The organism is Ensifer adhaerens, assembly GCF_013283195.1.
Lineage (GTDB): Bacteria > Pseudomonadota > Alphaproteobacteria > Rhizobiales > Rhizobiaceae > Ensifer > Ensifer adhaerens_G.
Window position 1 is genome coordinate 334,898 of sequence record NZ_JABEKT010000001.1, and the last position, 18,830, is coordinate 353,727.

The 18,830-nt window shown below is 62.7% G+C and carries 14 protein-coding genes; 5 read left to right on the forward strand and 9 right to left on the reverse strand.

The window, feature by feature from the left end; all coding sequences use genetic code 11:
• Positions 1-46 precede the first annotated feature (46 nt).
• The gene (locus LPJGGPFB_RS01550; protein WP_234902837.1) at positions 47-2,071 is read right to left on the reverse strand and encodes a TonB-dependent receptor domain-containing protein; all 2,025 of its coding nucleotides are present in this window, start codon (positions 2,069-2,071) and stop codon (positions 47-49) included.
• A gap of 353 nt (positions 2,072-2,424) precedes the next feature.
• On the opposite strand from LPJGGPFB_RS01550, the gene LPJGGPFB_RS01555 reads away from it, so the two are divergent.
• Positions 2,425-3,834: a glycosyl transferase family protein gene (locus tag LPJGGPFB_RS01555; protein ID WP_234902752.1), complete on the forward strand. Its 1,410-nt coding sequence runs from the start codon at positions 2,425-2,427 to the stop codon at positions 3,832-3,834.
• A 14-nt stretch (positions 3,835-3,848) separates the two neighbouring features.
• On the opposite strand, the gene LPJGGPFB_RS01560 is transcribed toward LPJGGPFB_RS01555, so the two are convergent.
• Together LPJGGPFB_RS01560 and LPJGGPFB_RS01565 are read right to left on the reverse strand one after the other, a co-directional pair.
• Positions 3,849-5,912 carry a M3 family metallopeptidase gene (locus tag LPJGGPFB_RS01560; protein ID WP_173418426.1) on the reverse strand — a complete coding sequence of 688 codons (2,064 nt, stop codon included), beginning with the start codon at positions 5,910-5,912 and terminating at the stop codon, positions 3,849-3,851.
• 125 nt (positions 5,913-6,037) lie between these two features.
• Positions 6,038-6,679: a LysE family translocator gene (locus LPJGGPFB_RS01565; protein ID WP_173418427.1), complete on the reverse strand. Its 642-nt coding sequence runs from the start codon at positions 6,677-6,679 to the stop codon at positions 6,038-6,040.
• 432 nt (positions 6,680-7,111) lie between these two features.
• Here LPJGGPFB_RS01565 and leuB point away from each other — a divergent pair, with 432 nt between their 5' ends.
• Positions 7,112-8,224, forward strand: a complete 1,113-nt coding sequence (gene leuB / locus LPJGGPFB_RS01570) for a 3-isopropylmalate dehydrogenase (RefSeq protein ID WP_173418428.1) — start codon at positions 7,112-7,114, stop codon at positions 8,222-8,224.
• Between the two features lie 202 nt (positions 8,225-8,426).
• On the forward strand, positions 8,427-9,116 hold the full coding sequence (locus LPJGGPFB_RS01575) for a phosphatase PAP2 family protein (protein WP_173418429.1): 690 nt from the start codon (positions 8,427-8,429) through the stop codon (positions 9,114-9,116).
• 166 nt (positions 9,117-9,282) lie between these two features.
• Here LPJGGPFB_RS01575 and LPJGGPFB_RS01580 read toward each other — a convergent pair whose 3' ends face one another.
• The 5 genes from LPJGGPFB_RS01580 to LPJGGPFB_RS01600 all read right to left on the reverse strand — a co-directional run bounded on the left by LPJGGPFB_RS01580 (position 9,283) and on the right by LPJGGPFB_RS01600 (position 15,619).
• Positions 9,283-11,172, reverse strand: a complete 1,890-nt coding sequence (locus tag LPJGGPFB_RS01580) for an MFS transporter (RefSeq protein ID WP_173418430.1) — start codon at positions 11,170-11,172, stop codon at positions 9,283-9,285.
• A gap of 171 nt (positions 11,173-11,343) precedes the next feature.
• Positions 11,344-12,603, reverse strand: coding sequence for an ABC transporter permease (locus tag LPJGGPFB_RS01585; RefSeq protein ID WP_173418431.1), 1,260 nt, complete (start codon positions 12,601-12,603; stop codon positions 11,344-11,346).
• Positions 12,600-13,289 (reverse strand): ABC transporter ATP-binding protein, encoded by a 690-nt coding sequence (locus LPJGGPFB_RS01590; RefSeq protein ID WP_173418432.1) that lies wholly within the window; start codon positions 13,287-13,289, stop codon positions 12,600-12,602. Before LPJGGPFB_RS01590 ends, LPJGGPFB_RS01585 begins: the two co-directional genes overlap by 4 nt.
• Positions 13,290-13,293: 4 nt before the next feature.
• A complete protein-coding gene (locus LPJGGPFB_RS01595) occupies positions 13,294-13,758 on the reverse strand; it encodes a hypothetical protein (RefSeq protein WP_173418433.1) in 465 nt (154 codons plus the stop codon).
• Positions 13,759-13,867: 109 nt separating this feature from the next.
• Positions 13,868-15,619: an alkaline phosphatase gene (locus tag LPJGGPFB_RS01600; protein WP_173418434.1), complete on the reverse strand. Its 1,752-nt coding sequence runs from the start codon at positions 15,617-15,619 to the stop codon at positions 13,868-13,870.
• A 389-nt stretch (positions 15,620-16,008) separates the two neighbouring features.
• Between LPJGGPFB_RS01600 and LPJGGPFB_RS01605 the strand changes: the two genes are divergently transcribed.
• Together LPJGGPFB_RS01605 and LPJGGPFB_RS01610 are read left to right on the forward strand one after the other, a co-directional pair.
• On the forward strand, positions 16,009-17,043 hold the full coding sequence (locus LPJGGPFB_RS01605) for an aspartate-semialdehyde dehydrogenase (RefSeq protein ID WP_173418435.1): 1,035 nt from the start codon (positions 16,009-16,011) through the stop codon (positions 17,041-17,043).
• Positions 17,044-17,250: 207 nt separating this feature from the next.
• A complete protein-coding gene (locus tag LPJGGPFB_RS01610; RefSeq protein WP_173418436.1) occupies positions 17,251-18,072 on the forward strand; it encodes a lytic murein transglycosylase in 822 nt (273 codons plus the stop codon).
• 71 nt (positions 18,073-18,143) lie between these two features.
• On the opposite strand, the gene LPJGGPFB_RS01615 is transcribed toward LPJGGPFB_RS01610, so the two are convergent.
• Entirely contained in the window at positions 18,144-18,791 is a 648-nt protein-coding gene (locus tag LPJGGPFB_RS01615; RefSeq protein ID WP_173418437.1) for a carbonic anhydrase, read from the reverse strand.
• Between the last annotated feature and the right edge of the window lie 39 nt (positions 18,792-18,830).

Consider the following 18,830-nt stretch of genomic DNA (forward strand, 5'->3'; position numbering starts at 1 on the left):
GCGAGGGCGCCGTCCGTAACCGGGGCAGGGACCTCGGCGAATTGCCTCAGAACGTCGCCGTCAGGCTCATCCAGAAACGGCGCCCCTCCATCACTGTGTTGAAGTCGGTCTGCTCGACCGTCTTGTCGAGAAGGTTGTAGACAGCCGCATTCAGCGTCAGACCTTCGCCGAGCGCATATTTCGTGCCGATATCGACGGTGGTGTAGGCGTCGTATTTCCGACCCTGCTGGCCGTTGATCGTCACTGGCTTGCCGTTGGTGCCGATGCGCGCGCCGGCGGCGATCTCCTCGCCATGGTAATTGACCGAGGTCCAGGCTTCCAGACCCTCGACCGGGGTGAACCAGTCAGCCCTGAAATTGGCCATATGCTCCGGCGTACGGGCCAGCGGGAAGCCGGCATAGGTTCCGGTCATCTGTTCCGACTGCGTGTAGGTGTAGCTGCCGCGAAGCGTCAGATCCGCCGTCGCGTTCCAGGTCGCCGTCAGTTCGACACCCTGAATGACGGCATCGTCGATATTGTAGTTGTACCAGAGCCGGTAGTTCGGGTCCTCGCTCCAGCGCACCGGATTGCCCGCGGCATCGAGCACCAGCGAGTTGGAGATCTTGTCCTTGAAGTCGGTGTAGAAATAGGTGCCGCCGAGAATGACGTCGCCATTATCCCAGACCGCACCTATTTCATAACTCGTGCTCGACTCGGCCTTCAGGTTCGGGTCGGCGATGATCACGCCGCAGGTGCCGGCCGGCCCATAGGAGCAACCGCCGCCGCCGGTCGTGTAGGCATAGCCCGGAGCGATGCTGCGGATATCAGGCGCGCGGAAGCCGGTGGAGATGCCGCCCTTGACCGTCAGGCTGTCGGTCGCGTCCCAGACACCGTAAAGTCGCGGGCTGAGGTGGTAGCCATATTCCTCGTGGTGGTCGAGGCGCAAGCCGCCCGTCAGCGCGAAATTGTCGAGCATGCGCCATTCGTCTTCGGCAAACAGCGCCCACTGTGTCGCCGAGAATTTTTCGGTGAGACCGGTGCGCCGTCCGGGGTTCTGGTCTGACAGACGCGCCTCGAAATACTGCCCGCCGGTGACAAGCGTGTGGCCGCCGCCGAGGTCGAAGGGCGTCGTGAACTTGCCGTCGATGACGGTGTTGCGAACCTCGGGCGCGCGCGGTTGCTTGTCGAAGCGGACTTGCGTCGCATTGTAGTTGTAGTTCCGCCGCTCTGCCCATTCCTGCAGGATCGAGAAATCGGACGTGGTCGGTCCCCAGCGCCCGGTGTGGGAAAACGACCAGTGATCGCGATCATTGTCGTTGTAGGTGCTGACGGCCCTTGGACCTGTCTCGATCGTGTTGCCGACATTGGCTTCGCGCCGAAGCCTTGCCGTGCCTCCCTCGAGGTAGAAGTCGTGGTCCTCGTTCGGCGTATAGGCAAGCCGTGCCGTCAGGTCGTGCTCGCGGGCGCCGGTGATGCCGGACAGGAACGTGTCCTCGCCGCGCTTCAGCCCGCGCCCCCAGATCTGCATGCCGAGCGTATCCTTCAGGATCGGGCCGTTGGCATAGAACGACAGCTGGCCGGAATTGCCGTAGCGCGCATGCTGCTGCACCGTCGCATCCGTGGTGATCGAGCCGTTCCAGGTGTCGGAGACCTTGCGGGTGATGATGTTGATGACACCGCCCATGGCATCGGAGCCATAGAGCGACGACATGGGCCCGCGCACGATTTCGATGCGCTCGATCGCGGCCGCCGGCGGCACGAAGCTTTGTTCGAAACCGGAGTTGCCGTTGGTGCGGGCGTCGCGCGTGCTCTGACGCTTACCGTCGACGAGGATCAGCGTGTAGGACCCCGGCAGGCCGCGAATGAAGATATCGCGCTCATTGGCAACGCCGGTCACCGCAACGCCCTGAGCATCGCGCAGCGCATCGGTCAGGTCGCGGAACGAGCCTTTTTCCAGCTCTTCGCCGGTGACCACGGTGATGCTCGCCGGGGCATCCTTGACGTTCTGCTCGAAGCCCGTCGCGGTGACGACGATCTGTTCGAGCTCCGTGTCTTTCCCCTTGTCCTTGGCTTTCTGCGCCTGCGCTTCCATCGGCACCGTCAGCGCCGTGCCGGCAAGGCAGGCGTAGACAAAGCGCCGACGACGACCCGACGACCGTTGAGCGGACTTGCGCCAAACCGGTAACGCGAATGTGTGTAGCTCGATGCCTTTTTCGACCAGGCCGCGTGCCTCAATGCTCATCTTTGTCCCCACAAATAACTTGAGTATTACGGTCCACTTAGTTATTGGCGACACGGGTGACAACGACGCTGTTTTAGAACGCTTCTAAATGTGAGCGAGCGCAAAACACCGGCTTCGAATATGCCCGACTCATGTTTGAGGGAACGACAGCGATGAAGGCTCAAGCGCAGGCGTCTTTACCCTCGCACGAACGGCAGACCGATATGAGCAGGCTGCGCCTGCTGCTGGCGCTCGATGCACTGTTGCGGGAAAACAGCGTCAGCCGTGCCGCCGCTGGCGTCGGATTGCAGCCCTCCGCAATGAGCCGGCTGCTGTCCCAGTTGCGCGAAGAGTATGGCGATCCGCTTTTCCTGCGCACAGGACACGGGCTGCGACCAACGCCTTTTGCTGAAACACTGAGACTGCGGGTGCGCGCCCTTGCCGCAGAGACGGAGGCGCTTTTCGAACGAGCAGGCCCGGCCACAGCGGCCAGCCCTGAGGGGCATAGCGGCTGGGAGGGGGCAGGGCTGATTACAGCGCCGCCGCTCTCAGTTCGACCAAGCCTGATGCTGGACGGCGAGCCGACACCCGAAGCCTTTGCCGCCAAGCTGGCGCGGATCGGCGACGATGCTGCCCCTCAACGCCGACTCGCCCGCAGCATCGCGACCATCGGCACCGGTGCCGGCCGCAGCCGTCCGCTGAGCGAAGCGGAAGCGGAAGATGCCTTGGCAATCATCCTTGCCGGAGAGGCGGATCCTGTTCAGGTCGGCGCCCTGATGGCGGCGCTGCAATATCGCGGCGCGACCGCCGTAGAGATCGCCGGCTTCGTCAGGGCGATCCGCCGCCATGTCGGCGCGGTTTCGGCCGGCAAGGGCACGGCTGACCTCGACTGGCCGTGTTATCTCTCGCCGAAGCTGAAGACCGCACCTTGGTTCCTGCACGCAGCAAGGCTGGTGGCAAGCGCCGGCTACCGCGTCATGCTGCACGGCCATTATGGTCAGGAGGGCACGGAGCGTGGCAAACTCGAAATCGCCGCCGCCCGCGCCGGCATAGCCGTTTGCTCCTCGCTCGATGAGGCCAACATGGCGCTGGAAGAAACCGGGATCGCCTATCTGCCGCTACCGGCACTTTCACCGCAGATCTACCGCCTGCTCGGCCTCTATGGGCTGATGGAAATGCGCATCCCGCTTGGTTCCGCCGTGCACCTCACCAACCCCACAGGCGCGCGCACGAGCCTGCTTGGGGTTGCCAATTCCGCAGCCCGAACCCTGAGCCGCGACATTGCGCTTTTGCTCGACGTGAAGGAGCTGACGATCCTCGGCAATACGCGTGACCATGCGGAGTTTACGCCCTATCGCCAGACACCATTGTTTCGCCTGGTCGGGGGCGAGGCCGCCGATCTCTTCATTCCGGCCCTGCCGACGCCACCGGCGGAAGCGCGCACTGGCCTCAGCACCCGCGAATACTGGGAAGCGGTCTGGACGGGAGCGGCCCGCGACGAACGCGCCGAGACGACGATCGTCACCACGGCAGCGGCAGCCCTTCTCAGCCTCGGCAATGCCGCGGACTTCGAGGCAGCCTGCGAGACAGCGCGGGCGCTTTGGGCGGGCCGATCGCGCCAAATGGCGCGATAAACCCGCCGCGCGCCTCAGGCCGCCAGGCCCTTCTTGGCGAGCATCGCATCCGGGCTCGGCAGCTTGCCGCGGAACCGCTTGTAGGCGTCTTCCGGATCGATCGAGCCGCCGACCGAATAGACGTAGTCCTTGAGTTTTTTGGCCATGCCGGGGTCGAAGGGATTGCCAGTTTCTTCGAAGGCGGCAAACGCATCCGCATCCAGGACTTCCGACCACATGTAGGAGTAATAGCCGGCAGAATAGCCGTCACCGGAGAACACGTGCAGGAAATGCGGGCTGCGGTGGCGCATGACGATCGACCGGGGCATGCCGATCTTGTCGAGCGTCGCCGCCTCGAGCGCCATCGGCTCGCTCTGCGTTTCCGCCGTGTGATAGGCCATGTCGACCAGGGCGGACGAGGTGAACTCGACCGTCGCGAAACCCGAGTTGAACGTACGTGCGGCAAGCACCTTGTCGAGCAGCGCCTCCGGCATCGGCTCGCCCGTCTGGTAATGCACCGCATAGCGCTTGAGGATATCGGGCACCGTCAGCCAATGTTCGTAGAGCTGCGACGGCAGTTCGACGAAATCGCGCGAGACGCCCGTGCCGGACACCGAGGGGTAGGTGACGTTGGATAGCATGCCATGCAAAGCGTGCCCGAATTCGTGGAAGAGGGTGCGCGCGTCGTCGAGCGACAGCAGTGCGGGCTTGCCCTCGGCGGGCTTGGCGAAGTTGCAGACGTTGTAGATGATTGGCAGCTCGCCGACGGCACCGTTCTTGAGGGTCAACTTGTGCTGCGACTGGAACGAGCTCATCCAGGCGCCGGACCGCTTCGACGACCGTGCGAAATAGTCACCGAGGAACAGCGCCACCAGCTTTCCGCCGGCATCGCGGATCTCGAAAACGCGCACGTCAGGATGATAGCCGGCAATGCCCTTCTTCTCGGTCGCAGTGATACCGAACAGCCGTTGGGCTACATCGAAGCAGGCGTCGATGATCTTTTCGAGCTGCAGATAGGGCTTCAGTTCGCCTTCCGAGAAGTTGAATTTTTCGGCGCGCAGCTTTTCGGCATAGTGGCGCCAGTCCCACGGCATGACGTCATGATTGCGCCCTTCTGCAGCGACCAGCTTGGCAAGATCGGCCTCTTCCTCGCGGGCGCGGGCAACCGCCTTTTCCCAGACCTGCATCAACAGGCCGTTCACGGCTGAAGGTGTCTTGGCCATGGTGTTGTCGAGCTTCAGCGCCGCGTAGTTGTCGTAACCGAGCAGCTTGGCCTTCTCGGCCCTGAGCGCCAGGGTTTCGCCGATGAGGCCACGATTGTCGGTTTCGCCGCCATTTTCGCCGCGGGCGATCCAGGCGCGGAACGCCTGTTCGCGAAGCTCGCGATTGTCGGAAAAGGTCAGGAACGGTTCGATGATCGAGCGCGACAGCGTCACCGCATATTTGCCCTTTTCGCCACGGTCAGCGGCGGCGGCGGCCATCGCGTCGCGCAGGAAATCGGGAACGCCGGCCAAGTCCTCGTCGCTCTGAAGCAAGAGCGCCCAGCTCTTCTCGTCGGCGAGTACGTTCTGGCCGAACTTGGCACCGAGGCCAGCGAGCGTCTCGTTGATCGCAGCCAACCGCTCCTGCTCGTCCTTGCCGAGCTTCGCGCCGGATTTGACGAAACCCTTCCAGTGCCGCTCCAGCACTCGCGTCGCCTCCAGATCGAGACCGAGGCCTTCGCGGTTTTCCCAGAGCGTGTCGATCCGCTTGAACAGCGCGGCATTCATGCCGATCTTGGAGTAATGCCGCGACATTTTCGGCGCGATGTCACGCTCCAACGCCTGGATGGTTTCGTTCGTGTCGGCACCGGCCTTGTTCCAGAAGATCGAGGAGATGCGCGACAGCTCGTCCCCGGCAATCTCGAGTGCGATCACGGTGTTGTCGAAGGTCGGCGCCTCAGGATTTCCCGCAATTTCGTCGATCTCAACCTCATGCGCCTTGAAGGCCGCCTCGAAGGCCGGCGCAAAATCCGTGTCCTTCACCAGATCGAAGCGAGGCAGGCCCTCATGCCCGGTCCAGGTCGTCAGGGCAGGATTGAGCGGGGTGCTGGCGGTCATGAAGGATCCTTTCGCATGCGGATGCCGGCCCAAGGCCGGGGAGGGAAGCGCCCGGAAGCCGCAGGGCATCTCGGGCGGAAGAGCTTGAGGTGGTCGCGGACGTCCCTGCCGTCAAGGTTTGGGCGTCAAGGCTTGCGCAAACCGAGAAGACCGGGGGCGGCATGCCACACGGCCTGGACGGCAAAACCGATGAACAGCAGGCCCGATAGCCGGACGATCGCCAGCTCATGGCGCCGATAGAAGCGCCGCACCACCGAAGCGCCGATGATGACGATCAGGATCAGGTCGGCGACAAGAAAGCCGATGAGCGAGACGCCGAGCAGCATCGGCAGCGCGTCGAACTCCAGTGCGTTGGCGGAGCCGGCGAGCAAGGCAGTGAAGGTGGCGAGCGCCACCGGATAGCCCTTGGGATTGGTGAGGCCGAAGATCAGCCCGCGCCGCAGCGGCTTCTCCACCGTGACCAGCGCCCTGTTGTCGCCTTTCGGCCGGGCACGCAGGGCGGTCCAGCCGATCCAGCCGAGATAAAGGCCGCAGAAGAGACCGAGAATATCGAAGACGGTCGTGCCGACGGAACGGGCGCCGATGATCGCAACCAGCGCCAGCGCCGACCAGAGGATATCGCCGGCGAGATGCCCCCCCATGAACAGCGCGCCTGCCTTGCGGCCCTGGCCGGCGCCGATGCCGAGCAAGGCGAGAAAGGCTGGCCCGGGAATGAGCGTATAGGAAAGGGCGGCGAGAAAGGCACCGATCAGCAGCGTCTCGGACATGGCAAGTCCCCGGTTGTTTCACCGGCCATTCGATCCCCCGCCAGCGATTCCGTCAAGCGGAAAGGCAAGGCGTTGGCGAATGTCGAAACGAAAATGCGCTTCGGCCGCAGAGTGGTCGCGCGAAGAAACAACGTTAGCGATGGAGCGCATCGTTCCGGCGATTGCCGAAGATGAGGGCATTGATGCTGGCGCCGAGAAGCGCGGTGATCTCATGAGTGAAAGTGCGCATGGTCCGGGTCCTTCCGGGTGTTCGAGTGTTGGCGGCTTCAGGCCGCGGATGTGAGAATTCCATCCTTTCGGGTTGCGCGCTGTTTCTCCGGGAACGGGCATCGGACCGGGACGGTGACGCACAATTCTTTCGTTGCGATCATTTCCCTCGATACGAAGTTGCGCTAAGACGCGCGCGAGTTTTCCCCGCGAGAAGGACTTTCCATGACAGTGCGCAATCTCTTCCTTCTGCCCGGCGACGGCATCGGCCCGGAAGCCATGGCGGAAGTCCGCAAAATCATTGCCTATATGAACGCCGAGCTCGGCGCCGGCTTCGTCACGGACGAAGGCCTTGTGGGCGGCTCGGCCTATGATGCCCATGGCCAGGCGATTTCGGAAGGGGACATGGCAAAGGCGCTTGCCGCCGACGCCGTGCTGTTCGGCGCCGTCGGCGGTCCGAAGTGGGATGCCGTCCCCTACGAAGTCCGTCCGGAAGCCGGCCTTCTGCGCCTGCGCAAGGACCTGCAGCTCTTTGCAAACCTGCGTCCGGCCATCTGCTACCCCGCTCTTTCCGCCGCATCGTCGCTGAAGCCGGAACTGGTCGAGGGCCTCGACATCCTGATCGTGCGCGAACTGACCGGCGGCGTGTATTTCGGCGAGCCGAAAGAAATCATCGATCTTGGCAACGGCCAGAAGCGTGGCATCGACACCCAGGTCTACGATACCTACGAGATCGAGCGCATCGCCGGTGTTGCCTTCGAACTGGCGCGCACCCGCAACAACCGCGTCTGCTCGATGGAAAAGCGCAACGTCATGAAGTCGGGCGTGTTGTGGAACCAGGTGGTGACCGAGACGCATAAGGCGAAGTATTCCGACGTTCAGCTCGAGCACATGCTGGCGGATGCCGGCGGCATGCAGCTGGTGCGCCAGCCCAAGCAGTTCGACGTCATCGTCACCGACAACCTGTTCGGCGACATGCTCTCGGACGTGGCGGCGATGCTGACCGGTTCGCTCGGCATGCTGCCTTCGGCCTCGCTCGGTGCACCGGATGCGGTGACCGGCAAGCGCAAGGCGCTTTATGAGCCGGTACACGGCTCGGCGCCCGACATTGCCGGCAAGGGCATCGCCAACCCGATCGCCATGATCGCGTCCTTTGCCATGTGCCTGCGCTATTCCTTCAACCTTACGAAGGAAGCCGACAACCTGGAAAAGGCGATCGCCACCGTGCTCGACAAGGGCATCCGCACCGGCGACATCATGGCCGAAGGCGCACGCCAGGTCGGAACGGTCGAGATGGGCGAAGCCATCCTTACGGAGTTCAAGGCACTGTCGGCCTGACCTGCGAAGAGCGCGCGCCCGGCGGGCGGCGCATTTTTTTAGGCACCTCCGGAGCGATCCGGAGGTGTTTTGCGTTCGGTGACCTTGAATTTGGCGGCCGAACCGACACATGCAGGCAAATCCGCCGCGAGCCATGGGTGGGAAGAAGGACCGCGCCACATCGCTGCGCATTTGCGCATGCAGACCGTTTGGAAAGGCAATCATGAATCGACCGCTCGCATCAACCGGATGGATCCTCGTGACGACGCTGATCCTCGTGCTTGCCTTCATCCCGCTCGATCCGTTTCTCTCGACGCGGGCGCAGGCCCTGCCTGAGAGCGTCGTCGCCTTCAACCGCCTGATAACCGACTTCGGCACGTTCGGCTGGATGATCTACCTCTCCGGCCTGGTGCTTGCAGTCGCCTTCATTCTGCGGCGTGCGGTTCGCAAGGCACCGCTTCAACGCAGGGCCCGCACCGTACGCAACCTTGCCGCCTATTTCTTCCTGACGATCGGCACCGCCAGCGTGCTGGTGCATGCGCTGAAGTTCCTGATCGGGCGGGCAAGGCCGGAGCTTCTGGTCGATCTCGGCGCCTATAGCCTGACGCCTTTTACCGGCGACAATCTGTTCGAGAGCTTTCCATCGGGCCATTCGACGGCAGCCGGCGCCTTTTTTGGCGTCTTTGCCATGCTGCTGCCGAGACTTCGGCCGTTCTTTTTCGCCTTGGCGCTGGTGATTGGCGTTTCACGCGTCGTCGTCGGCGCCCACTACCCGAGCGACGTTGCCGCCGGGCTGTTGCTCGGCCTCTGGACGTCGCTGATGGTGGCGTTTCTCTTTGCCAAACGCGGCTGGCTTTTCCACGCCGACGAGGGCGGCTGGCCCATCCCCAAACGCTCGGGCTCCCGCTCATAAAAAAAGCCGGCGCGGAAGACCGCGCCGGAGTCAGGAGAGCCGTGATGCCTCTCGGGGAAGTCTTCGGAGCGTTTCCGGCTCAGACCTGAGTCTCAGAAACGCTCCGTCTCTTGCTTGTCACGCATTTCCTGGCGAAGAACCGCTTCGCCCTTTTTCTGGAAATGCTTCAGTCCATCGCGTGAATGTCGCGATCCTTGGTTTCCGGCAGGAACAGCATGCCGATAACAAAGGTGATGCCCGCAAAGATGATCGGGTACCAGAGACCGTAGTAGATATCGCCCTGGGCCGCGCTCATCGCGAAGGCCGTCGCCGGCAGCAGACCGCCGAACCAGCCGTTGCCGATATGGTAGGGCAGGGACATGCCGGTGTAGCGGATGCGGGTCGGGAACATCTCGACGAGCAGGGCGGCGATCGGGCCAGAGACCATCGTCACGTAGATGACGAGAACGGTCAGGACCGCGACGATCTTCGTCCAGTTGACGTTGGCGGGATCTGCCACCATCGCAAAGGTACCGCCGCCGGCAATCGTGTAGACGGCCATCTCGGTAGCGGTGCCGACTTCGTCCTTCGTCAGCAGCTTGTCGGTGACGAGCTTGTCGGCCGGAACCACGGTCTTTTCGCCACCGCGAACGGCAGCAGCATCGAGAGCCAGTTCCGGGTTGGCGGCAACGAAGCCGTCCAGCTTGGATTCCGGAACCTTTGCCGCACCACGAACCAGCGGGTAGCCGGCATCGTGAAGCGCCATGTTGGTCTGCTTTTCGAAGGCGCCGTTGGCAGCCTTGGCACCATCGCCTGCGGCAACGGCGTCGTAGCTGTTGATCGTCGTTTCGCCTATCTTGACCGTTGCCGGCGTACCGGCAGCTGCCGTCGTGACCACGTCATAGGGCACGGAGTTCTTGGTGAGGAACGCGGTTGCGATGTCGCACGAGGTCGTGAACTTCGCCGTGCCGGTCGGGTTGAACTGGAACTTGCAGTCGCCAGGCGCGGCGGTCACGGTCGCCCGTACCGTTGCCTGGGCCTCTGCGAGTGCCGGGTTGCCGGCCCAGGTCAGCGCCTTGAACAGCGGGAAGTAAGTCAGCATGGCAAGCAGCAGGCCGGCCATGATGATCGGCTTACGGCCGATTTTGTCGGAGAGCCAGCCGAAGAACACGAAGAAGCCGGTACCGAGCAGCAGCGAAATAGCGACCATGATGTTGGCCGATTGACCGTCCACCTTGAGCACGCCCGTCAGGAAGAACAGGGCGTAGAACTGGCCGGAGTACCAGACAACCGCCTGGCCGACCACGGCGCCGAACAGAGCCAGAAGCGCGATCTTGGCGTTCTTCCACTGGCCGAAGGCTTCCTTCAGCGGAGCCTTTGAACCCTTGCCCTCTTCCTTCATCTTCTTGAAGGCCGGGGATTCGTTCATCTTCAGGCGGATCCAGACGGAAATGCCGAGAAGCACGCACGACAGCAGGAACGGAATGCGCCAGCCCCAGGCGGCAAAGGCTTCCTTGCCGAGAGCGAACTGCACGAGCAGGATCACCACCAGCGACAGGAACAGACCGAGCGTCGCCGTGGTCTGGATCCAGGAGGTGAAGTAGCCGCGACGCCCGTGCGGCGCGTGCTCGGCCACGTAGGTGGCAGCACCGCCATACTCACCGCCGAGCGCCAGGCCCTGCAGCATGCGCAGGACGATGAGCAGGATCGGTGCAGCGATGCCGATCTGGGCAGCGCCGGGCAGGATGCCGACCAGGAAGGTCGACAGACCCATGATCAGGATCGTCACGAGGAAGGTGTATTTGCGGCCGACGAGGTCACCGAGGCGACCGAAGACCAGAGCGCCGAACGGGCGAACCAGGAAGCCCGCGGCAAACGCCAGAAGCGCGAAGATGTTTCGCGTCGTTTCCGGATAGGAACTGAAGAAGGTCGCGCCGATGTAAACGGCAAGCGAACCGTAGAGATAGAAATCGTACCATTCGAACACGGTACCAAGCGACGAGGCGAAGATGACCTTCTTCTCCTCGCCGGTCATCGGACGCGTCTTTGCGTCGTCCGCAGTCGCGACATTTGCCATTTTGTTTATCCTCCACTCCAAAACAGCCCATTGGAGCGCCCATTGGCTGGCTCGAACATTCCTCCCAAGAACGTCCGAACGTGGTGCGCCTGATCACAGGATGTCAGAAAAGAAGGGCCGCAGGCAGGGATGCTTTGGGCTTATGACTTTCGTCTAAGAAATCCCGGGTTTTCAGGAGCGCAGCGCTGCCGCGGGCGGTTGCCGGTAGGCGAGCATCGCCGGCAGCACCGCGAGGACGGCTGCGAAAGCGAGAATGACCGAGACAAGAAATCCATCGCCGGCCGCGAACATGACGGGCATGGCAACGCCGCTTTCGGCAGAAAGATATCCGGCTATGAATTTCGCGGCACCGAAGCCGAGCGAAAAACCGAGAAGCACGCCGGATGCTGTCAGCGCAAACAACTCGCTCCAGACGATGACGAACACCGCCCGGCGCGGCGCGCCGAAAGCGCGCAGCGCCCCGATCTGCCGCCGGCGCTGGCCGACATGCAGGACTGTCACGAGCAGGATCGCGGCGGCAACCAGAACCTGGGCGCCCGTCGTCACCCCGACGAGCACCTTCTTAGCGTCGCCGAGCGTGGCATAGAGATTGGTCAGCACTTCGCCCGGAAAGACCGCCAGCGTCGCGTTGTCGCGATAATCCTGGCGAAGCTTGTAGGCGTCGGCGATCGATTTGGGTTTGACGAGGATCGCCGGCAGGCCGGGCGTGACCTTGCTCCAGTCCTCATCGAGCGCCGCGTCCGCCTCTATAGGCTGATGAGCCGCTTCGCCACCGGACGCGTGTTCGTCATGGGTGTGGTCGTGATGTGCGTCAGCCTCGTCGTGTTCGGCTTCCATTCCATGAAGCGCCCAGACGGCCTGCATCGGCACGAGTATGGCGCGGTCCCAGGCGGTTCCCGTGGGCTTGAGGCGCCCGACGATGCGGTAGGAAAGCTCGGTGTGGGCATGGCCGCCAAGCTCGGCCAGCCCATGGGTCGGCTTGACCGCATAGTCGATCGGCAGATCGACGGCAGCGCCGACAACAGCCTCGCCGGCGACGGCGAAGACACGTCCTTCGGCAAGCGCTTCGAGGTCGCGCACCAGCCCGGAGGAAGTGCCGACCACCGCATAGCCGCCAAAACTGTCGCCGAACCCGACCGGCGCTGCGGAGGCAACGCGCGGGTCGGCGAGAAGGCGCGGCAGGACCGTGCCATCCATCAGAGGCAGTGGCGAGGGCTGCAGGAAGATCGACGACAGCACGAGCTGCGTCTCGCTGCCGGGGGCACCAATCACAAGGTCAAACTTGTCGGCAGCACGGGCGCTGCCGAGCCGAAGCGCCCGCTCCTGCAAGGTGACGGCAACACCGAGCGCCGTTGCCAGCGCCACCAACAGGACGACGACGAGCGAACCTGCCCACAGACGCCGCAGATCCGCAAGGATAAAGCCGATCATGCCGCACGCTCCCCGATCACGCCGTCTTCGACGATGCGGCCGGCGACAAGCCGGATGCGGCGGTCCAGACGTCGGGTAAGGGCCGGGTCGTGCGTCGCGACAACAAGCGTGCAGCCGCTTTCACGGGAAAGCTCGATCAGCAGGTCGCCAACGGCATCGCCGGCATCGCTGTCGAGACTGGCAGTCGGCTCGTCGGCTATGACCACACCGGGCCGGCGCAGAAGAGCCCGGGCAATCGCCACCCGCTGCATCTCGCCGCGCGACATGGTCTCGATCATCTGTGTCGGCCGGGCGAGCCCGACGCGCAGCAGCAGATCCTGCGCACGGGCACGGATATCACGGGCCATCGCGCCGGAAAGCCGTGCAGGCAGCAGAACGTTCTCGAACGCGCTCAAACCCGGAAAAAGATGAAAATTCTGCAGGACGAGGCCGATATTGGCACCGCGCCAGCGATCACGGCCGCCTTCGGAAAGCGTGCAGATATCGACGTCGCCCCAGAGGATGCGACCCTGTCCGACCCGCTCCAGGCCGGTCAGGATGCTGATCAGCGTACTCTTGCCTGATCCGGACGCACCGGTGAGCGCCACGCGGCTGTCGGCTGGAATGCTCAAGCTATCGATCGCAAGGGCCGGCGCGGCCAGCCCGGGAAAGCGCATATCGATCCCTTGAAGCTGAAGACCAAGCATACGGCTAGACCGTATAGAATTCGGAGGAGCGCAGGCGCAGCAGGCTGACGAAGCCGGTCTCCGGGTCGGTCCAGGAGCCGACCTCCAGTGTCCCGCGCACCTCGATCGTCTGGCCGGGCGGCACGAACGTCTGCTTCTCGCCGAGGTAGACGACGACGATGTTGTCGGGCCAGTCGGAATCCGACGAACAAAACGGGCAAAGCGCCATCGGAATTTCCGTCAGCACGAAGAACGCCGCCTCGGCTTTGAGCGGCGGTGCCATGAAGCCGCGCATGCGCACCTCCTGGCCGGCAAGGCTTTTGACCTTCTGCGAGAATTCGAGACCAAGCACGCTGACCTTGCCATAGAGCTCGTCGAAGGTGAGGCTGGCATCCGCCCGGGCAACGCGCCCGTCGCTAGCAACGGCCGCGCCGGCGATCAGGCCAAGCATAGTGCGACGGCTCAAGGAAATGGGGTTCGCGAGGGGCATCGTCTTATCGCCATTTGATGTCGCGGCAACGCATGAACATGGGGCCGGAACAAAGCGTCAGCACAAAACCTTCTCCCCGTTGCCGGGGGGAAGGTAGGTCGTTGACCGATCAGTTGGTCTGCTTCACGCCTAGCGCAAGTGCGTCGACGAGAACGCGATAGACGTCGCTCTGCTCCATGTAACCCCTGAAGCCCTCACTACCAGGGCCTTCCGACTGTAGAACCACGTCATCGACCGTGTGCTGGCCGGTGCTTTCGTCCTTCGGCAGGATGCCGACACGCAAGACGGCGCCGGGCATGTCCTTGTAGGCTTCGTTGGCGACATACTCGTCCTTGTCGTTCTTCACCGCCGGCTCGAACGGGCCGTCCAGCTTGGGGCTGAAGGTTTCGTAGTAGTCGGGGAAGTTGGAGACGAACATGGCCAGGCGCCGGCTGGCATCGATCTTGTCGGGGAAGCCGTCCTTGTTTTCGTCGGTGTAGTTCGGGAAGCCGGCCGAAGAACCCGTCTTGACCTTGTCGCGACCTTCCTTGCCCTCGACGGTGTCGTCAATAATGCCGAGCAGCGAGACGCCGTGGGTATGGTCGCCGGTCACGACGATGAGCGTATCCGGGTTGTTCTTGGCAAATTCGCGGGCAACGCCGATCGCCTGGTCGAACTCGATGGTCTCGACGACGGCGCGCTCCATGTCGAGCGGATGGCTCATCTTGTCGATCGAGGCGCCCTCGACCATCAGGAAGAAGCCGTTTTCGTTCTTCGACAGCCGGTCGAGCGCCGTCTTCGTCATCTCGACGAGGCCCGGTTGGCCCGGGAATTTTTCGGCCGTGCCCTTTTTCAGGAACTCGCGGTCGAGCGTCACGTCCATGTTGCCGGTGTGGAACAGGCCGAGAAGCTTGCCGTCGGCGGGCGCATTGGCAAGTTCGGTCTTGTCGGTGGCAAGCGCGTAACCAGCGTCCTGGAACAGCTTGATGTAGTCCTGGTTGTCCTTGCGCTTGGAACCTGGCGTTTCCTTACCAAGGAAATAGGCCGAGCCACCGCCGAGGATGACTTCCGGCTTGGCGTCGTAGATCATGCCGACGATTTCGGCCTTGTCGTTGCGATTGCGGGTGTGGGAGACGACGGCGGCCGGCGTCGCATCCTCGATTTCCGAGGTGGTGACGAGGCCGATCGACTTTTGCGTCTGGCGACGCAGCGCCTCGGCGATCGTTTCGACCCGCGGATCGTCCAGGCTGTCGGGCGTGCGGTCGCCATAGACGCCGACGGCGTTGATCACGGTCTTGTGGCCGGTCATGTAGGCCGACATGGTGTTGGCGCTATCGGTGTCGATCGAGTTGGTGGCCGACGTGCCGATGAAGGCCATGCGCTCAAGATCGTCCATGTTGAGGCGGCCATTGGCCTTCCCCTCGGTCATACCCTTCGACATGATGCGGGCGGCGGTACGATGGGCGACCGAAAGGCCGTCGCCAAGCAGGAAGATGATGTTCTTGGCCTTCGGCTGTTCAGCGGTGGCAAAGACGTCCCAGGTCACGGTCTTCGTCTGTTCGCCGGCCGTTACCTCGACCTTGTAGCTGCCCGGCGCGCCGATGACGGCATTGCGCAAGAGCAGAGCCGAACCGAGTTCCTTGTCTTCCTTGCCCTTTTCCATCGCGACATAGGCGGCCTCAGCGCCGAGCGCTGCCTTGTAATCCTGGCCGTTAACGGTCACCTTGATGTCTTCCGCCTTGACGGCACCCTTGAGCTCGACCTTGAAATCGAACGGCGAGCCGGCGAGAATCGTCGCACGATCAATCGGATAGACGTCTGCGGCCTGGGCCGCATGGGCCAGAACCGTTGTGGCGAAGAGGGTGACAAGAAGCGTGCGCATGGCGATCGTCCCTTTGAGGTGTCGGATGCCGCGGTCCTAACGCCCGGCGATGACAGCGACGTGACATAACGATCACGTTTGCGGGTGCCCAAGCATCGTACGCTTGACTCGCCGATAGAAACAATTATTAGGAGCCTCGGAAAGGAAGGCATTCCATGCTTCGCCGCGAACATAACTTCGCTGACAGCAGCATCCTGGCAGAAATCGCCGGGCAGGATATGCGTTTCCCAGCTTCCTTCAAAACAACGGCCAAAACGACGACGAAAACCGTCTGACGTCTCTGGCCCTCCGCTCTCTCCCCGGTTTGGCCGGGGACAGGAACCCTCGCGGCGGATCGCGCGGTTTCCCCCTCCACCCGACGAGGAGAGACAGAAAAGAGAGCTTAGATCATGGGTTTCAAGATTGCAGTCGCAGGCGCTACCGGCAATGTCGGCCGGGAGATGCTGAACATCCTTTCGGAACGCGGCTTTCCCGCCGATGAGGTGGTCGCCCTTGCTTCCGCCCGTTCCCAGGGCACGGAAGTTTCCTTCGGCGACAAGACGCTCAAGGTCAAGAACCTCGAAAACTACGACTTCTCCGACACCGATATCTGCCTGATGTCGGCCGGCGGCGCGGTTTCGCTGAAGTATTCGCCGAAGATCGGCCAGCAGGGTTGCGTCGTCATCGACAACTCCTCGGCCTGGCGCTACGATTCTGAAGTGCCGCTGATCGTGCCAGAAGTGAACCCGGACGCGATTTCGCTCTTCACCAAGAAGAACATCATTGCCAACCCGAATTGCTCGACCGCCCAGCTCGTCGTCGCGCTGAAGCCGCTGCACGACTACGCCAAGATCAAGCGCGTCGTCGTCTCGACCTACCAGTCGGTTTCCGGCGCCGGCAAGGACGGCATGGACGAACTCTTCAACCAGACCCGTGCGGTCTTCGTCGCCGACCCGATCGAATCGAAGAAGTTCACCAAGCGCATCGCCTTCAACGTCATTCCGCACATCGACGTCTTCATGGAAGACGGCTACACCAAGGAAGAGTGGAAGGTTCTGGCCGAGACCAAGAAGATGCTCGATCCGAAGATCAAGGTCACCTGCACGGCCGTGCGCGTTCCTGTCTTCATCGGCCATTCGGAATCGGTCAACATCGAGTTCGAAAACGAGATCACTGCTGACGAAGCGCGCGATATCCTGCGCGAAGCGCCGGGTTGCCTTGTTGTCGACAAGCACGAAAACGGCGGCTACGTCACGCCTTACGAGTGCGCCGGCGAAGATGCCACCTACATCTCGCGCATCCGCGAAGACGCGACCGTCGAGAACGGCCTCAACATCTGGGTCGTTTCCGACAACCTGCGCAAGGGTGCAGCACTCAACGCGATCCAGATCGCCGAGCTGCTCATCAACCGCGGCCTGATCCGCGCCAAGAAGCAGGCCGCCTGAACAAACAGACGGTAAGACACAAATAAGAACCCCGCTTGGCCCGTTATCGGCCTGCGGGGTTTGCTGTTTCACGTATCCGTGTGAAGATTTGATCGGATTCACGTGAAACCGTTAGGTATTTTCCGCCATTGAGGGGCGGGTGACAGAGCCGGCGAAGGCTGGCATCTTTGTAACGGCAACCAGATTCGGGCAATCACGGGGTTTTTCATGCACACGGCAAAGTGCGTAGCGATTGGGCTTGCGGCCCTGATTTCAACGGCGGTGCTTCCAGCGACCGCTTCCGCGGCACAGTGCGGCAACGATGGTAGCGGCTTTGCCGCCTGGATGACGCAGTTCAAGCAGGAAGCCGCCGGCAACGGCATCAGCCCTGCGGTTCTGAACAAGGCGCTCTCGAACGTCTCGTATAACAAGGCGACGATCCGCGCCGACCGTGGCCAGAAGAGCTTCAAGCTCTCGCTCAGCCAGTTCATGCAGAAGCGTGGCGGCCAGACGATCATTTCGCGCGGCAAGAAGATGAAGGCCCAGAATGCGGCGCTCTTCAACAGCATCGAGCAGCGCTATGGCGTGCCGGCGGGCCCGCTGATTGCCATCTGGGGCATGGAAACCGGCTTCGGCGGCTTCATGGGCAAGGAGCACACGCTCTCTGCCGTTTCGACGCTCGCCTATGACTGCCGCCGTTCCGACTACTTTACCAACCAGCTCTACGCGGCGCTCCAGCTCGTCCAGCGCGGGGACCTCAGCCCCGATGCCCGGGGTGCGGCCCATGGCGAAATCGGACAGACCCAGTTCCTTCCGGCAAACGTCTTGAAGTACGGCGTCGACGGCGACGGCAACGGTCATGTGGACATGGTTCGCTCGAAGGCCGACGCGCTGGCGTCGACCGCAAACTTCCTGCGTGGTCACGGCTGGCAGCCGGGCGCCGGATACCAGCAGGGACAGGCGAATTTCGCCGCGATCCAGGGCTGGAATGCGGCCAGCGTCTACCAGCAGGCCATCGCCATCATCGGCGCCGAAATCGACGGCGACTGACCGCGAGCATTACGAGATTTGCAGATTGGGGAGCCCGGTTCGAAAGGACCGGGCTTCTTTTTTCACTTTGATCACATGCCCGGGCGGGCAAAATCGCCGGTCTTCGGGTCCATCACCCAGAGCTCGCCGGTCGAAATGTCGAACCAGGCGCCGTGCAGGTTGAGCTTGCCCTTGGCTTCGAGGATCTGGACGCAGGGAAAGGTGCGCAGATTGGCGATCGAGTTGCGGATGGAGACGCGCTCCAGCGCCCGCTGCCGCTCGGCCTGGGTCATCACTTCGTTGCTCTGGATCTGCTCGGCCGAGGGCTTCAAGAGGTGCATCCAGCGGCCAATGAAATCGCCCGGCGACAAAGGCTCGGCGTCGAGATCGAGCGCCGCCTTGATGCCGCCACAGCGTCCATGGCCCATGACGACGATGTCGGTGACGCGCAGCGACTGCACGGCAAACTCAAGCGCCGCCGAGGTCGAGTGATAATGGCCGTCGGGCTCGTAGGGTGGCATCAGATTGGCGACGTTACGCACGACGAAGAGTTCGCCCGGGCCGCTGTCGAAGATCGTCTCGGGGGCTGCCCGGGAGTCACAACAGGCAATGACCATGGTCTTGGGCTTCTGCCCGCTGTCGGCCAATGTCTTGTAACGCTGCTGCTGTTCGCTGAAGCGGCCATTCATGAAATTATGATAGCCGTTCAGAAGGTGGTCCGGAAAACGCTGCATATCCATCGGTTACCCCGCTGTAGTCGAGAGTTCAATCCACCAAGC

Excerpts from the sequence above, each read along its gene's own strand:
- LPJGGPFB_RS01605 (WP_173418435.1), top strand. The coding sequence starts at position 16,009 with ATGGGTTTCAAGATTGCAGTCGCAGGCGCTACCGGCAATGTCGGCCGG.
- LPJGGPFB_RS01610 (WP_173418436.1), top strand. The coding sequence starts at position 17,251 with ATGCACACGGCAAAGTGCGTAGCGATTGGGCTTGCGGCCCTGATTTCA.
- LPJGGPFB_RS01580 (WP_173418430.1), bottom strand. The coding sequence starts at position 11,172 with ATGGCAAATGTCGCGACTGCGGACGACGCAAAGACGCGTCCGATGACC.
- LPJGGPFB_RS01590 (WP_173418432.1), bottom strand. The coding sequence starts at position 13,289 with ATGCTTGGTCTTCAGCTTCAAGGGATCGATATGCGCTTTCCCGGGCTG.
- LPJGGPFB_RS01560 (WP_173418426.1), bottom strand. The coding sequence starts at position 5,912 with ATGACCGCCAGCACCCCGCTCAATCCTGCCCTGACGACCTGGACCGGG.
- LPJGGPFB_RS01585 (WP_173418431.1), bottom strand. The coding sequence starts at position 12,603 with ATGATCGGCTTTATCCTTGCGGATCTGCGGCGTCTGTGGGCAGGTTCG.
- LPJGGPFB_RS01595 (WP_173418433.1), bottom strand. The coding sequence starts at position 13,758 with ATGCCCCTCGCGAACCCCATTTCCTTGAGCCGTCGCACTATGCTTGGC.
- LPJGGPFB_RS01615 (WP_173418437.1), bottom strand. The coding sequence starts at position 18,791 with ATGGATATGCAGCGTTTTCCGGACCACCTTCTGAACGGCTATCATAAT.
- leuB (WP_173418428.1), top strand. The coding sequence starts at position 7,112 with ATGACAGTGCGCAATCTCTTCCTTCTGCCCGGCGACGGCATCGGCCCG.
- LPJGGPFB_RS01600 (WP_173418434.1), bottom strand. The coding sequence starts at position 15,619 with ATGCGCACGCTTCTTGTCACCCTCTTCGCCACAACGGTTCTGGCCCAT.
- LPJGGPFB_RS01550 (WP_234902837.1), bottom strand. The coding sequence starts at position 2,071 with ATGGAAGCGCAGGCGCAGAAAGCCAAGGACAAGGGGAAAGACACGGAG.
- LPJGGPFB_RS01565 (WP_173418427.1), bottom strand. The coding sequence starts at position 6,679 with ATGTCCGAGACGCTGCTGATCGGTGCCTTTCTCGCCGCCCTTTCCTAT.
- LPJGGPFB_RS01555 (WP_234902752.1), top strand. The coding sequence starts at position 2,425 with ATGAGCAGGCTGCGCCTGCTGCTGGCGCTCGATGCACTGTTGCGGGAA.
- LPJGGPFB_RS01575 (WP_173418429.1), top strand. The coding sequence starts at position 8,427 with ATGAATCGACCGCTCGCATCAACCGGATGGATCCTCGTGACGACGCTG.